The following is a 14,307-nucleotide window of genomic DNA, read 5'->3' on the forward strand; positions in this document are numbered from 1 at the left end:
CTGCTGAAAACTTGAGCAATAGGGGAAAGCAGCGCGGCACCCGAAGGTGCCGCGCTTTACGTGAACAGCGTGGTTTACGGCAGGGCGTAAGCCATCACGTAGTCGCCGCGATCGGTCGACTGACGCGCGCCACCGGCGGTGATGACGATGTATTGCTTGCCGGTTTTCGGCGAAACATAGGTCATCGGGCCGCCCTGACTGCCGACTGGCAGACGTGCTTTCCAGACTTCTTCACCGTTGCCGCTGTTGAAGGCGCGCAGGTAGAAGTCCTGGGTGCCGGCGATGAAGATCAAACCACCTTGGGTCGACAGCGTGCCGCCGAGGGTTGGCAGACCGATCTTGATCGGCAGGTGCATGCGGATGCCCAGCGGACCGGTGTCTTCAACGGTGCCGACCGGAACCTGCCAGGCGACTTTCTGCGTCTTCATGTCGATTGCGGTCAGCGTGCCGAACGGTGGCGCCTGGCACGGAATGCCGGCCACCGACAGGAAGCGGTTTTTGTTTACGGCGTACGGCGTGCCTTTCAGCGGCACGGCGCCCATGCCGGTGTTCAACGCTTCGCCACCGCCAGCAGCCTGGCCTTTGTTCTGCGACGGGATCATCTGAATCCACAGGCCCAGGCGCATGTCGTTGACGAAGATGAAGCCGTGCACCGGGTCAGTGGAGATGCTGCCCCAGTTCATGCCGCCCAGCGAGCCCGGGAAGCTTAGCGATTTATCGGTGCCCGGCGCGGTGTACAGACCGTCGTAGCGCATGCCTTTGAAGTCGATGCGGCAGAGGAGCTGATCGTACGGAGTTGCGCCCCACATGTCCGATTCAGTCAGGTGCTGCGCGCCGATTTGCGGCATGCCCAGCGATTTCGGTTGGGTTGGCGAGTACGGTTCGTTCGGGATATTCGCCGCTTTGACCGGAACTTCTTTAACGTCGGTCAGCGGTTTGCCGGTGGCACGGTCGAGCACGTAGATCTGCCCGGCCTTGGTGCCGATAACCACGGCCGGTACGGTTTTGCCGTCCTTGGTGAAGTCGATCAGGCTTGGCTGCATCGGCAGGTCGAAGTCCCACAGATCGTTGTGCACGGTCTGGAACACCCAACGCTCTTCACCGCTGGTGGCGTCCAGCGCGAGGATCGAAGCGCCGTAGGTGTGATCGAGTTTGCTGCGCTCGACACCATAGATGTCGGTAGACGAGCTGCCCATCGGCAGGAACACGGTGTTGGTCGCCGGGTCGTAGGACATCGGTGCCCAGCTGTTCGGCGTGCTGCGCACATAGGTGCTGCCGTCTGCCGGTGCCTTTTTGTCCTGCGGGTTGCCCGGGTCGAAGGCCCAACGCATGGCGCCGGTGATCACGTCGAAACCACGGATGACGCCGCCGGGCATGTCGGTCTGCACGTTGTCAGCCACACGACCGCCAACCACCACAGTGGTGCCGGCCATCAGCGGCGCCGAGGACAACTGATAGTAGCTGTCCGGGACATCACCCAGACCGGCCTTCAGATCAACCTGGCCATTGTTGCCGAAACCCTGGCAGAACTCGCCGGTGTCCGCATCGACCGCGATCAGGCGGGCATCAATGGTGTTGGTGAGCAAGCGACGTTGGCAATTGGCGGCCGGCGCCGGTTTGGCTTCGATGATTGTCGAATTGGCCGGCTGAGCAATGGCAGTGCTGGCGTCGAAGTAGGCCATGCCACGGCAACGCTGCCAGACTTTCGACTGGGCGTTGATTGCGTTCTTCCACAGTTCCTTGCCGGTGTCGGCATCCAGCGCGATCAGGTTGTTGTGCGGGGTGCAGATGAACACCTTGTTGCCGATTTGCAGCGGGGTGAGCTGGTCTTCGGCGCCGTTGCCATCGCTCTCGGCGACGTCGCCGGTGTGATAGGTCCACGCCACTTTCAATTTGTCGACGTTGGTGCGATTGATCTGGTCCAGCGCGGCGAAGCGGCTGCCACCTTCGGTGTTACCGTAGTGCGCCCAGTCTTTTTGCGCCTTGTCCGGCTCGACCGGGGTCAGGCCCGGGCCATTGCCGGTTGCCGCCACGGTTGGATGGGCGACAAACATATTGCCGGCCGCCACAACAACGCCGACCGCCAGCACAGCAGCCACAGCGTAAGCGCCGCGACCCGCAACGCCACCGTTGGCACGCTTGAGTAGCGGATAAACCAGCGCCACGACCAGGCCGATCACACTGAACATGAACAGGCGCGAGAACACCGGCCAGAACACCAGTCCGGCATCGCTCACGGCCCAGATGGCGGTCCCGACGAGGAACGCCGCAAACAGCCAGGCGCCGGCGGTTTTGAATCGGGCGATCAGCAGACCGGAGAGGGCCATCACCAGACCACCCACCAGGAAGTACCAAGACCCTCCCAGGCTGACCAACTTCACGCCGCCAGCAGCGAGCGCCAAGCCGAGCAGGGCGATGATCACCCCGAGCCCGACCAGAATGAATTTTGATATGCCCGAGAGGCGTTGACTCTGCTTCACGTTGAATGTCCCGTTGAAATGAGGAGGGCATTATATAGTTAGGTAACTACCTAGTTAAATCACTAATTCAGTAATAAAGCGTTGTTGGTTCTTTGATAACGCGCCTGAGCCGTAACAGGCACTCTCATGGGGTTCAGCGGAGCTTTTGAATGGCTGCAAAAAACGAATTTGTGTCAGAAAAAATGCCGGTTATGACAGCTCTTCCGTTGTGCTGTGTTCAGCCTGGCCTTAAAGATCAGCCGACACACGGAAGTAAAACCAGCTTAGCCCACATATTGCTCAAGCCCTGCGAGCAGGGCTTCGAAGGTCACTCTGCAGCGCGGGCTGCTGCGTAAATCTTCGTGCATGGTCAGCCAGGTGGTCAGTCCGGGTTTGAAGGCTTGGGCGAGTACGCGCACCAGTTCGGGATTACGTTGTGCCACTCGCACCTGGCACACGCCGATGCCCACACCAGCGCGGATCATCGCCAGTTGGGCTAGATCGCTGTCAGTGCGCAAGGTGAAGTGTTCGCGGCGCCATTGCGGCAACCAGTGCCTGGCGCTGCGCAGAAAGGGCGTTTCCTGGTCGAACCCGATCAGTGCGTGATCGGTGAGTGCTTCCAGTGACTGCGGTGTGCCGCACGCATCGAGGTAGCGGCGGTGGGCATGCAGGCCCAGTTCGATGTCGCCGATCCGTCGGGCAATGAGCGAACCCTGTTCCGGGGCGACCATGCGCACGGCGATATCGGCCTCACGATGCAACAGGTCTTGCACGCGATTGGTCAGCACCAGCTCCACCCTCAGTTCCGGGTAGCGGCTTTGCAGTCCGGCAATCATCGGGGGCAGCACTTCCGCGCCGACCACCTCGCTGGTGCTGATGCGCACCGTTCCTCTGACCGCGCTCCCTTGCGCCTCGGCGGCGCGCAACAGTGCAGCGGCATTGGCGCGCATGGCTTCGGCGAAAGGCTTGAGTGCCAGCGCGGCTTCTGTCGCCAACAGGCCTTGTTGTGAGCGAGTAAACAGGCTCACGCCCAGTTGCTGCTCAAGCGTATCGATGTGGCGCCCGACCGTGGGCTGGGCAACACCCAGTGCCCGCGCGGCGGCCGACAATGATCCTTCCTGCAGCACGCTCAGGTAGGAGCGGTACAGTTCCCAGCTAATGTTATTGTCCATGCATAAATGTATAGCGGGTCGCCGAAATCAGGCAATTTCATTGAGTGACGAGCGCCTTCAGACTTCTCTCATTCCATCGAGAGGGCGGTAACATGATCACAAGTCGGCGCGTTTTGGTTCTGGGTGCAACCGGTGGCATTGGCGGTGAGGTGGCGCGCCAGTTGCGCGAATCCGGTTGGGAAGTATGTGCATTGCGTCGCGGTGGCCGCCCGCAAAATCAAGGGGCGGAAGGCATCACTTGGTTCGACGGTGACGCGATGAATCGTCAGCAGGTCATGGCCGCTGCGCAGGGATGCTCGGCCATCGTCCATGCGGTCAATCCGCCGGGGTATCGTGGCTGGGACCAGCAGGTGTTGCCCATGCTCGACAACACCATCGCCGCCGCCATTGCCCAAGGCGCGACGATTGTCCTGCCGGGCACCGTTTACAACTACGGGCCGGATGCCTTTCCACTGCTGCACGAGGATTCGCCCCAACAACCTTTGACCCGCAAAGGCGCCTTGCGAGTGGAACTTGAGCGACGACTGCGCGACGCCAGCACTCAAGGCTGCCGCGTGATCATTGTGCGCGCCGGCAATTTTTTCGGGCCGGTACCGGGCAATAACTGGTTTTCCCAAGGCTTGATCAAACCGGGCAGGGCGGTGGCCCGCGTGCTCCTGCCAAGCGCCAAGGGCATCGGCAACCAGTGGGCCTATTTACCCGATGTCGCCAACACCATGGTGCAACTGCTGGAGCGTCGCCAGACCCTTGATCCCTTTGCAACCTTTCATATGGCGGGTCATTGGGATGAGGACGGTCGGCAAATGGCCGAAGCCATCCGCCGCGTTGTCGCAAAACACAGCGGCAAGGCACCGAAGATCAAAGCCTTCCCGTGGTGGTTGATCAGCGTGCTGTCACCGGTTGTCGAAACCTTTCGCGAAATGCAGGAGATGCGCTACCTGTGGAACGAGCCGGTGCGTTTGAGCGGCGCGCGCTTGCAGGCGACATTGGGACGTGAGCCGCACACGCCGCTGGATGAGGCTGTCGAAGTAACGCTGGCAGGTCTGGGTTGCCTGGATTGAATGAAGCCGGGCCTGGTCCGACTCATGCAGGCGTGGTGAGCGAAAACGGAATGCGCAGCTCTTCGACCGGGCCTGTGTCGCGGCCGCACATTTCATCGTGAACGCATTGCTGCACCAGCACGCACGGAAACGCCGGTACGGTCTGCAGCAAGTCACGCAGGTGGGTGATCGAGCGCAGGTGCATCGGCTTGGCCGCATCATCCAGCAGGGTGAACTGGCCGTGATCCAGGCGGATCCGCGCCAGATAAAAACCACCTTCGAGCGACAGCAGTTCCAGTTCGCGTATTTCGCTGTTGGCCGCACGTTCGGTAAGGGTTTGCAGGTTCATGCTTCACTCCTTGCCTACCAGGGTAGGCGTTCTCCATCGTAGGCAAAGAAATGGCCGCTGTCGGCCGGCGTCAACTGGTCAATCAAGGTCAGTAACTGGTCGGCGGCAACGTCTGCCGGACGGGCCCTGGAGGCGCCGCGAAAAGGTTGCGACAAGCCCGACACCACCGTGCCCGGGTGCAGACTGAGCAAGCGGCTCTGCGGGCGCGTGCGTGCCAGTTCGATGGCGGCGGTCTTGATCAGCATGTTCAGCGCAGCCTTGGAGGCGCGATAGGTGTACCAGCCACCCAAACGGTTGTCGCCGATGCTCCCGACCTTGGCCGACAGCATTGCCATCGCCCCCCGAGGGTCGAGCAGCGGCAGAAAATGACGCAACACCAATGCCGGCCCCATCGTGTTTACTTGAAACACGGCTTGCAGCGCTTCCGGTTCGATCGCGTTGAAGCTTTTTTCCGGCTTGATCCCCTCACGATGGAGCAGCCCGGCCGCGTGGATGATCAGTTGATACGGCGTTTCGCTCGCCAGTTCGGCGGCGGCGCTGGCTATGGTTTCTGGCCGCTCAAGATCCAGCTCGGGGAGGGTACGGCGCCCCAGCGCGCGCACCCCGGCACAGCGCGGATCCTGTTTCAACAGTTCGCAAAAGGCTGTGCCGAGGGCGCCACTGGCGCCGATCACCAGCGCGCGATAACCGTCGCCGAGCGAGGCCAGGGTCAATGCGCGGTTCATTCGTTGACTCCGGCAGCCTGGCGACGGAAGAACAACGTCACCTGGCCAACCTCTACCCCGAATTTGGACATGCTGGTGCGGTTGATCAGCGTGTCCTCGTCCATCAAGTACATCCAGTCGTCCATGCTCATTTCGTAGGTCGAGTCGTCGACCGGCAGGTTCAGGCGATAACGCCAGTGCAATGCGTTGCCAGCGACCTGACCCTCGGCGACACCCACCACGTCAGCCGCGCGACCGCTCCAGCGGCCCTGGCCTTCGGGCGTGAGGGTCCAGACGCGGCGCTGGCGGGTGCCATCGCTGTACAGGAAGCGCTCGTCGAGAATCAGATTGTTGCCCTCACGCCGGCTGACGATGTCGACCTCGAAACGCTTGACCACCTCACCGCTGCGCTTCTGAAACATCCCCCAGGCTTTGACGGGCTGGCTGAAAAAGCGCTGCAGGTCGAGGGCCGGTTGCTGATCGGCATAACGAGCGACATCGACACTGCCGCAGCTTGCGATGCTGAGTACCAGTGCCAGTAACAGCAGAAATCGGGTCATGGCCTTACTCCCTGAAGCACACAGGTGATGTGAAATGTCCAGTTATTGGCTTGTACAGTGAATAGGTGCTGTATAGCTTTATCGGCGTCCGATCAGTTGCAGAAACTCTTGCCGCGTCGTCGAGCTGTCACGGAAGGCGCCCAGCATCACGGAGGAGGTCATGACCGAATTCTGCTTCTCTACGCCGCGCATCATCATGCACATGTGCCTGGCTTCAATGACCACCGCCACTCCGGCGGCATCGGTGATCTGCTGGATGGCCTCGGCAATCTGCCGGGTGAGGTTTTCCTGGATCTGCAGGCGACGGGCGAACATGTCCACCACCCGCGCGACCTTCGACAGCCCCAGCACCCTGCCGGTGGGGATGTACGCCACATGCGCCTTGCCGATAAAGGGCAGCATGTGGTGCTCGCAGAGGGAATACAGCTCAATGTCGCTGACGATCACCATTTCATCGCTCTGCGATTCGAACAGGGCACCGTTGGTGACGTCTTCCAGGCTCATCGTGTAGCCATTGCACAGATACTGCATCGCTTTGGCGGCGCGCTTGGGCGTGTCCAACAGACCCTCGCGCTCGGGGTTTTCACCGACGCCGACGAGAATTTCACGGTAATGACTGGCTAATAATGGGTTCATTCAAGGTGCTCGCGGTGATGCTGTGCGTGAAGCCAATCCATAGCGAAAGAGTTGTACGCAATGAAGTGCTTTGTATAGGTTTTATTGAAGATAGGCTGAAAAAAATCACCTGACAATGAGTCGGCAATCTTTTTTATGCAGATGCGAAAACCTCACATCGCAAAATGTGAGGTCGCGCGACGGGTGGAGGACAGAGAGGGGACCGCGAGCGCTCCGGGACAAGCGCAAGCGCGGTGGGAAACTACGACGATGGTGGGCAAGCGTCCTGATCGATTCCGGAGCCGTCAGATTGCCGATTCCGGCATCTCAAGCGTTCTCTTCAAGCCTGCGCACGTCACCCAAGGAATCACGCTGCATCGACTGCAGGTTCTTCTCGATGGTTTCGCACAGCGCTTCCATTTGAATCTGGTGTTCGCTGTGGCGAAACGGACTTTGCAGATCCGTGCCGATGCGTTCGATGGCCAGCAGCATAAAACCGACGACGGTCGAGGCCAGCGGCGTGAACCAGCCCAAGGACTCCACCAGACCGACCGGCACAATCAGGCAGAACAGCGAAATAAACAGCCGCGGAAAATACACATAAGGGTAAGGCAGCGGCGTATTTGCAATCCGCTCCATGCCGCCCTGGCTGTTGGACAAGTCCACCAGAGTCGATTCCAGCCGCGCCAGGCGAATGCTGTCCAGGCGCCCGGCCTTGTATTCCCGTGCGAGCAACGTCGCCGAGCCGGTGAGGATATCGTTGGCAAAGTTATTGGTGGTGCCACTGCGGGCGAACTCATCGGCGGGAATGAACGCTCGCACTTCCTCGGGACAAGGCTGGCCTTGCAGATGGGCCGCCAGACAGTTCACATAGGCGACGTGACGACGCAGAAGGGTCGACTTCACCGGATTGACGTCGCTGTCGGCGTCATCCAGCAGCGTCAGCACCTGCCGGGCGAAGCTGCGTGAGTTGTTGATCATCGAACCCCACAGCGTCCGCGCTTCCCACCAGCGGTTGTAAGCGCTGCTGTTGCGGAAACTGATCAGCACGATCAACGCCGAACCCAACAAAGTCAGGGGCATCAATGGCAGATTCAGCTTAGCGTTGAGGAACAGCATGAAGTCGACGGTGACGGCGATGTCCCAGAGCAGCAGCCAGAACAACGCCCAGCCGACATAGCCCAGAGTCTTGATGATCAAACGGTATTTTCTGACGATGGCAGCTTTCAAACGGAAAACCTTGAGGTGAGCGGTAAGCGATAACGCTTTAGCTCGGACGGTGTTTTCGCTGCAAAGGTTCGGGCCGTCGTACTTGACCCCGTCATTTACACCCTACGTTCTCGCCACGCCCGGCACATCCATGTTGATCTTGCGCCAGAAAGCTAACGACAGACTGTAGACCGAGAAGGCAATCAGTCCCAACGCCATCACCATCAAAATCAGCCAGCCGGCTGGCAGATTCTGCAGCGCATCGAGTGCTTCCTTCATACCGGGAGGATCCATGGCCTGATAGGTGGAACCGCTGATTGCCAGCAGCAATGCAATCTCGATAAACACCACGCCACGCGCGATCAGACCAAACCGCGAGACCGGGCGGACGTAGCGCATGACCTCTTCGTCAGCCTCGAAATACTTCTCGAACGAGGCTTTCCAGCCCTTGATGAGGTGAGCAATCCCTACACCGAGCGGAACGAGGGCAATCAGGTACACCAGCCAGTTCGAGTGTTCCCAGGACAAAAGATACGCCAGCCAGTCTTTGGTTTGTCCTGCGGAATTGCCCGAGCTTTTAATCCCGCTGATGAGCAGGCCCAATGCAAAGAACGCCAGTGCACCGTTGACCAGACCTCCCACAAACAGCCCTGTGCGGATCACCAGACCTTTGAGTTTTGTGCCGTGATGATCAACATCACGCGCGGCCTGCAGGACACGCCACGCGGCAAATGCGAGCAGCCCCGCTACGACAAGTCCAACCAGAAAATAGCCGAAAGGCTGGCCCAGCAAGGCTTCCAGACTCTTGTGGCTGTCCTTCGGTTTAGTCGAATCCTGGGCTGCCAGCAACGCAAAGATACCGATGATCAGATACAGCATTCCTCGGGCGGCGTAGCCTCCCCGAGCGAGGAGGACGAGGTTGCGTTGCGCGGACATGGGGGTATTCCTGAGAGGTTATAAGAGAGCAGACCCTTCTTGCCGGGAGGGGTTCTATGACCTGTCGAAGAACGCCGTGTCTTCTCCAGGACATCGGCGCCGAGGCTGTTCAACACCACGTCGCTTCGTTGCCGGCCGATAACGCCGACGCAGAGTAGAAGCACAGCTCACTCCACGAGCGCCTTGCCCCTGGCAATTGAAAACGCTTTCGGCAGATTGGCGCCATTCTTCACCGCAAGTATCTCCGCCATCACGCTAACGGCGATTTCCGCAGGCGTCTTGCTGCCAATGTACAGGCCGATCGGCCCGTGCAGGCGCTCAAGCGACGCCTCGGTTTCACCAAAATGTTCGATCAGGCGTTCGCGGCGCAGCTGGCTGTTGCGCCGCGAGCCGATGGCGCCGATGTAGAACGCCGGGCTGTGCAGCGCTTGGAGCAAGGCCAGATCGTCAAGTTTGGGGTCATGGCTCAAAGCGACGATGCAGGTGCGCAGATCCACCGCGAAGTCGCGGACCACGTCGTCCGGCATGCCGACGATGCGCTCCACGCCATCCACCGCCCAGGTCTCGATGTACTCGGGACGCGGATCGCACACCGCCACCCTGAAACCGTTGAACAAGGCCATGGTCGCCAGATACTCGGCCAGCGCACCGGCACCGATCATCAGCATTCGATAGCCCGGCCCCAAGGTGTTGAGCATCTGCGCGCCGTCGAAGTTGAACTGTTCCGGCGTCGCGGTCGGTTCAAGCATGACCCGACCGGACTCCAGCGTCAGGCGACGACGAACCAGTTGCCCGGCGTCCAGTTGCGTCAGCAGTTCATCAAGTGACTGCCACGCCGGGTTGAACTCAAGGATCAGCTCAAGCGTGCCACCGCACGGCAAGCCGAAGCGATGCGCCTCATCGGCGCTGACGCCATAGCGCACCACTTGCGGTGCGCCGTCGCTAAAAGCGGGGCCGCCATGGGCCGTGGTGTAGCGATGGATCAGATCGTCTTCGATGCAGCCGCCGGACACGCTGCCCACCACGCGACCGTCGTCACGCAAAGCCATCATCGAACCCGTCGGCCGTGGTGATGAACCCCAGGTGCGCGCCACCGTGGCGAGCAACACACGCTCGCCAGCGGCAAGCCAGTCCCGCGCCGTGCGCAGGACCAGCAAGTCGATGCTTTCCATCAAAATATCCTCTTAGCGCATCTGCAAAATGATCGGGCTGCTGCTGGCCGGATCAGTGTGTTCACGCAACTTGCCCACCGTCTGCGCATCCACCGCACCGCCCTGATTGCCCCAAGTGCTGCGCATGAAGGTCAGCACGTCGGCGATCTGCTGATCCGACAACTGCTCACGGAAGGCCGGCATGCGATAGGCATCCGGCACACCGGCCGCCACCACACGTTGCGAACCGTTGAGGGTGATGTTGATCGCCGAGGCGCTTTCCTTGGCCAATGCCGAGGTCGCGCCGGCCAGCGGCGGCATCCATTCGGACTGGCCCTTGCCGTCCAGACCGTGGCACGAAGCACAGCGCGTGACGTAGGTATGAGCACCGGGCGAGTCCAGACGTTCCGCTGCGGATACCGCTTGATACTGCCAAGGCGCGCCATCCCGTTCGCGATCCCCGGGAAGCGACTTCAGATAGTGGGCAATCGCGGTCAGATCCTCATCGCTCATGAACTGCGTGGAGTTGTTGAACGCCTCGGTCATCGAGCCATAGACCACCGCGTGTTGATTGCGACCGGTCTTGAGGAACTGCACGATCTGCGCCTCGCTCCAGCGGCCCAGCCCGGTGTTGTGATCATCACGCAGGCTCGGTGCGTACCAGCCATCGAGCAACGCGCCGGCGAGGTACGGCTTACCGGCCTCATCCAGTGCCTTCTCGTTGAACGCCAGGCCGCGCGGCGTGTGGCAACTGCCACAATGCCCGGCGCCCTGAACGAGGTACGCGCCACGGTTCCACTGTTCATCCTGCGACGGTTTGGCGGCATAGGGCTCGGCGTCGACAAACAAGCCATTCCACAGTGCAATCGGCCAGCGCAGGTTCAGCGGAAACGGAATCGAACCCGGAATATTCGCCTGCTTGACCGGCGCCACGCCTTTCATGAAGAACGCATACAGCGCCCGCACATCGTCATCACTGAGCTTGGCGTAGGACGGGTAGGGCATCGCCGGATACAGACGGCGACTGTCGGGCGCCACGCCGTGACGCACCGCTCGGTCGAAGTCCGCGAGGCTGTAGCGGCCGATGCCGGTTTCCGTGTCCGGGGTGATATTGGTCGCGTGGATCGTGCCCAGCGGTGTGGCCATTTCCAGGCCGCCAGCGAACGGCGCGCCGCCTGGCACGCTGTGGCAGGCGACGCAATCGCTGAGCCGGGCGACGTATTCGCCACGGGTGACCAGCGCCGGGTTGATGTCGGCCACGGCGATCTGATGGTTTTCCAGGCGCGAGACGGGCTCGCGGGTGACATACCAGGCCAGCAGGCCTGCCGCGACCAGGCACGGCACTGCCAGCCAGCCAGCGGTTCTTGCGAATCGGCTGTTATTCATGGACGCTCCGGCGCTGATCAAGTGAAGGTGTGTCGGCTCATGGGCAGGCTGCGCACCCGCTGACCGGTTAGCGTCGCCACCGCGTTAGCGATGGCGGGCGCGACCGCAGGCAATGGCGGTTCACCGATGCCACCCATTTTTTCCCCGCTCTCGACCACACGCACATGCACCCGTGCCATCCGCGCAGGCGGCAGGATCGGGTACAAGTCGTAGTTGCGCGCCCGGGGTTTGCCATCCACCCACACGGCTTCTTCGACCAAGGTTTGCGACAGTCCCAGCGCCACGGCGCCGTTGACCTGCGCTTCGACAATCGCCGGGTTGACGATGCTGCCCGGGTCAATCGCTTGCCAGATGTCGTGCACCTTGACCTGACCGTTCTCGATGGACACTTCGGCGATCACCGCTGTCTCCGTACCGAACGGCGAAGCCATGGCCACGCCGCGCGCACGTTTGCTGCCGTCCTCGGCGGTAAAAGGGCCGCGCTTCCAGCCACCCGACAGTTCACCTACCGCTTGCAGCAATGTCGTCAGCCGTTTGTTGTCACGCAGCAAATGCAGACGCAGGTCGAACGGGTCTTTGCCGCCCTTGTCGGCCAGCTCATCAAGGAACGATTCATAGAAGAAGTCGTTGAGCGAGTTGCCCACCGAACGCCAGTAACCGAGCATCGCCGGGCCTTTGACGTAGATCTGCGCGATGCGTTTGTTGGCGATTGCGTAGGACTTGCCCGACAACCCTTCAAGCGCCGTCGGATCGAGCTTCTCACCCTGCTTGCCGGCGAGGGCTTCGGTCGGGCCTTCGGTGGCACTGATCGCCTCGATTGCCAGCGGCCAGCCGTCGCTGTCCAGCGCAGCGCGGAAATTCACCGCAGCAACCGGACGGAGCACGTCACGCAGGAACTCTTCTTCGCGACTCCAGATCAGCTTGACCGGACGGCCCACCGCTTTCGCCAGCGCGATCGCCTGCGGATAGGGACTGGCCGAGTCGTAGAGAAAATGCCGGCCGAAGAAGCCACCCAGCAGCGGCGAATGCAAGGTGATGCGCGACGGATCCAGCCCAGTGCGCTTGGCGATGTCGGCGCGGAACATGTCCGGTGCCTGATTCGGCAGCCAGACCTCCAGCGAACCGTCCGGATTGAATCGGGCCAATGCTGACGGCGGCTCCAGTTGGCCGTGGTTCAGGTATTGGTTGTGGTAAGTGGCGTCGATCCGCGTCTTGGAATCCTTGAGGATCGAAGCCACGTCACCTTCATGTTCATCATCCTTGGCCGGGCCTTTATCTTCAGCGAGGCGTTTGAACCAGGCATCGCTGGAAAAATCGGCGGGCATCGGCCGCACTTTGCTCTCGGCCGTGGGTTCTTGCCAGTCGACCTGGATCGCCTCGACCGCACGTTTGGCGTGCCACCAGCGCTCGGCGACCACCGCCACGGCGCCCGGCAGACGATGCACGGAGTGCACGCCTTTCATGGCCTTGACCTGGTCTTCGTTGCGCAGGTTGCCCACGGTCATGCCCAGGCGCGGCGCATGTTGCACGGCGGCATGGAGCATGTCGTCGACCTTCAGATCAATGCTGTACAGCGCTTTACCCGTGGACTTGTCGTAGGCATCAAGGCGCTTCACCGGTTTGCCGATCCAGCGGAACTGGCTCGGATCCCGCAGTTTCACGGAGGCCGGATCGGGAACCGGCAGATCCATCGCACGCTCGGCCAGTTCACCGTAGGCCAGCGAGCGGCCCGACTTGGCATGCACGACTTTGCCAGGCTCAGTGCTCAACTCGCTCACCGGCACGCCAAGTTGCTGCGCGCCCGCCTGCAACAGCATGGCGCGGGCAAGGGCGCCGAGGCGGCGCATCACCGGGTAACTCATACGCACCGACATGCTGCCGCCGGTGATGCGCATGCCGTTTTCCAACACCACATAGGCTTCGCCGGGCGGGGCGGCCTCGACCAGAAAGGTCGACGGATCAGCATCTAGCTCTTCGCCGACAATCTGCGCCATCGCCGTAAACGTACCTTGTCCGCCCTCCATGAACGGGCAGAGCAGACGCACGCGGTTGTCCGGACGGATTTCGAGAAACGCCGGCACCTGCGTGCCGCGCTCGGCGGTCGTTGCCGCCGCTGCCGCTTGCACGCGCGTCGCACCGAGCGGCAGGCCGAAGCCGAGGACCAGTGCGCCGACGGCAGTGCCGGTCAGAAAACGCCTGCGCGAAACATTGATCGGTTCGTGCAGATTCAGTGCCGAGGCTTGCAGTGAAGGGTCGATTCGAACGTTCATCACGCGTCTCCCTTGCCGGCCAGTTCATGCACGGCGGCATGAATGGCGTTGTAAGTCCCGCAGCGGCACAGGTTGACCATCGCCGCCTCGATTTGCGCATCACTCGGTTTAGGGTTCTGTTTGAGCAGCGCGGTGGCGGCCATCACTTGCCCGGACTGGCAGTAGCCACACTGAGCGACCTGCAGGTCGACCCAGGTCGCGACCACCTGTTTGCCCACGTCATCGTTTTCGATGGCCTCAATCGTGGTCACCTCGCGGCCGACCACACCTGCCACCGGCGTGACGCACGAGCGCACGACATTGCCGTCCACCAGCACCGAACAGGCGCCGCATTGCGCCAGTCCGCAGCCGTACTTGGTCCCGGTCATGCCCAGATCATCGCGGATCACCCACAACAAGGGTGTATCGGCGTCGGCATCGACCTGATAGGTCTTCTGGTTGATTCGTAGTTCCATG

13 protein-coding genes are annotated in these 14,307 nt (G+C 61.3%); 1 reads left to right on the top strand and 12 read right to left on the bottom strand.

Annotated elements, in window-relative coordinates; all coding sequences use genetic code 11:
* Positions 1–74: 74 nt before the first annotated feature.
* Both QZR14_RS01525 and QZR14_RS01530 read right to left on the bottom strand, forming a co-directional pair.
* Positions 75–2,480, bottom strand: coding sequence for a glucose/quinate/shikimate family membrane-bound PQQ-dependent dehydrogenase (locus QZR14_RS01525; RefSeq protein ID WP_311995698.1), 2,406 nt, complete (start codon positions 2,478–2,480; stop codon positions 75–77).
* Positions 2,481–2,743: 263 nt separating this feature from the next.
* Positions 2,744–3,631 (bottom strand): LysR family transcriptional regulator, encoded by an 888-nt coding sequence (locus QZR14_RS01530; protein ID WP_311995699.1) that lies wholly within the window; start codon positions 3,629–3,631, stop codon positions 2,744–2,746.
* Between the two features lie 92 nt (positions 3,632–3,723).
* Between QZR14_RS01530 and QZR14_RS01535 the strand changes: the two genes are divergently transcribed.
* On the top strand, positions 3,724–4,692 hold the full coding sequence (locus QZR14_RS01535) for an NAD-dependent epimerase/dehydratase family protein (protein WP_311995700.1): 969 nt from the start codon (positions 3,724–3,726) through the stop codon (positions 4,690–4,692).
* Positions 4,693–4,714: 22 nt separating this feature from the next.
* Here the strand turns inward: QZR14_RS01535 and QZR14_RS01540 are convergent, their stop codons facing one another.
* From QZR14_RS01540 to QZR14_RS01585, 10 genes are all read right to left on the bottom strand, one after another.
* Positions 4,715–5,020, bottom strand: a complete 306-nt coding sequence (locus tag QZR14_RS01540) for a DUF6482 family protein (protein WP_250605157.1) — start codon at positions 5,018–5,020, stop codon at positions 4,715–4,717.
* Between the two features lie 14 nt (positions 5,021–5,034).
* Positions 5,035–5,745, bottom strand: coding sequence for an SDR family NAD(P)-dependent oxidoreductase (locus QZR14_RS01545; RefSeq protein WP_311995701.1), 711 nt, complete (start codon positions 5,743–5,745; stop codon positions 5,035–5,037).
* Positions 5,742–6,284 carry a DUF3833 domain-containing protein gene (locus QZR14_RS01550; RefSeq protein ID WP_250605155.1) on the bottom strand — a complete coding sequence of 181 codons (543 nt, stop codon included), beginning with the start codon at positions 6,282–6,284 and terminating at the stop codon, positions 5,742–5,744. Before QZR14_RS01550 ends, QZR14_RS01545 begins: the two co-directional genes overlap by 4 nt.
* A gap of 78 nt (positions 6,285–6,362) precedes the next feature.
* Complete coding sequence (gene folE / locus QZR14_RS01555; protein ID WP_123468712.1) at positions 6,363–6,920, bottom strand: GTP cyclohydrolase I FolE; 558 nt, start codon at positions 6,918–6,920, stop codon at positions 6,363–6,365.
* Positions 6,921–7,226: 306 nt separating this feature from the next.
* Positions 7,227–8,129: a bestrophin family protein gene (locus QZR14_RS01560; RefSeq protein ID WP_311995702.1), complete on the bottom strand. Its 903-nt coding sequence runs from the start codon at positions 8,127–8,129 to the stop codon at positions 7,227–7,229.
* Between the two features lie 102 nt (positions 8,130–8,231).
* Positions 8,232–9,044 carry a DUF1206 domain-containing protein gene (locus tag QZR14_RS01565; RefSeq protein ID WP_311995703.1) on the bottom strand — a complete coding sequence of 271 codons (813 nt, stop codon included), beginning with the start codon at positions 9,042–9,044 and terminating at the stop codon, positions 8,232–8,234.
* Positions 9,045–9,211: 167 nt separating this feature from the next.
* A complete protein-coding gene (locus tag QZR14_RS01570; protein ID WP_311995704.1) occupies positions 9,212–10,216 on the bottom strand; it encodes an XdhC family protein in 1,005 nt (334 codons plus the stop codon).
* A gap of 12 nt (positions 10,217–10,228) precedes the next feature.
* The gene (locus QZR14_RS01575; protein WP_311995705.1) at positions 10,229–11,581 is read right to left on the bottom strand and encodes a c-type cytochrome; all 1,353 of its coding nucleotides are present in this window, start codon (positions 11,579–11,581) and stop codon (positions 10,229–10,231) included.
* A 17-nt stretch (positions 11,582–11,598) separates the two neighbouring features.
* Positions 11,599–13,851, bottom strand: coding sequence for a xanthine dehydrogenase family protein molybdopterin-binding subunit (locus QZR14_RS01580; RefSeq protein WP_311995706.1), 2,253 nt, complete (start codon positions 13,849–13,851; stop codon positions 11,599–11,601).
* Positions 13,851–14,306, bottom strand: coding sequence for a (2Fe-2S)-binding protein (locus QZR14_RS01585; RefSeq protein WP_311995707.1), 456 nt, complete (start codon positions 14,304–14,306; stop codon positions 13,851–13,853). The genes QZR14_RS01580 and QZR14_RS01585 overlap by 1 nt, the downstream gene beginning before the upstream one ends.
* Position 14,307 lies beyond the last annotated feature (1 nt).

The organism is Pseudomonas sp. rhizo66, assembly GCF_031931925.1.
Lineage (GTDB): Bacteria > Pseudomonadota > Gammaproteobacteria > Pseudomonadales > Pseudomonadaceae > Aquipseudomonas.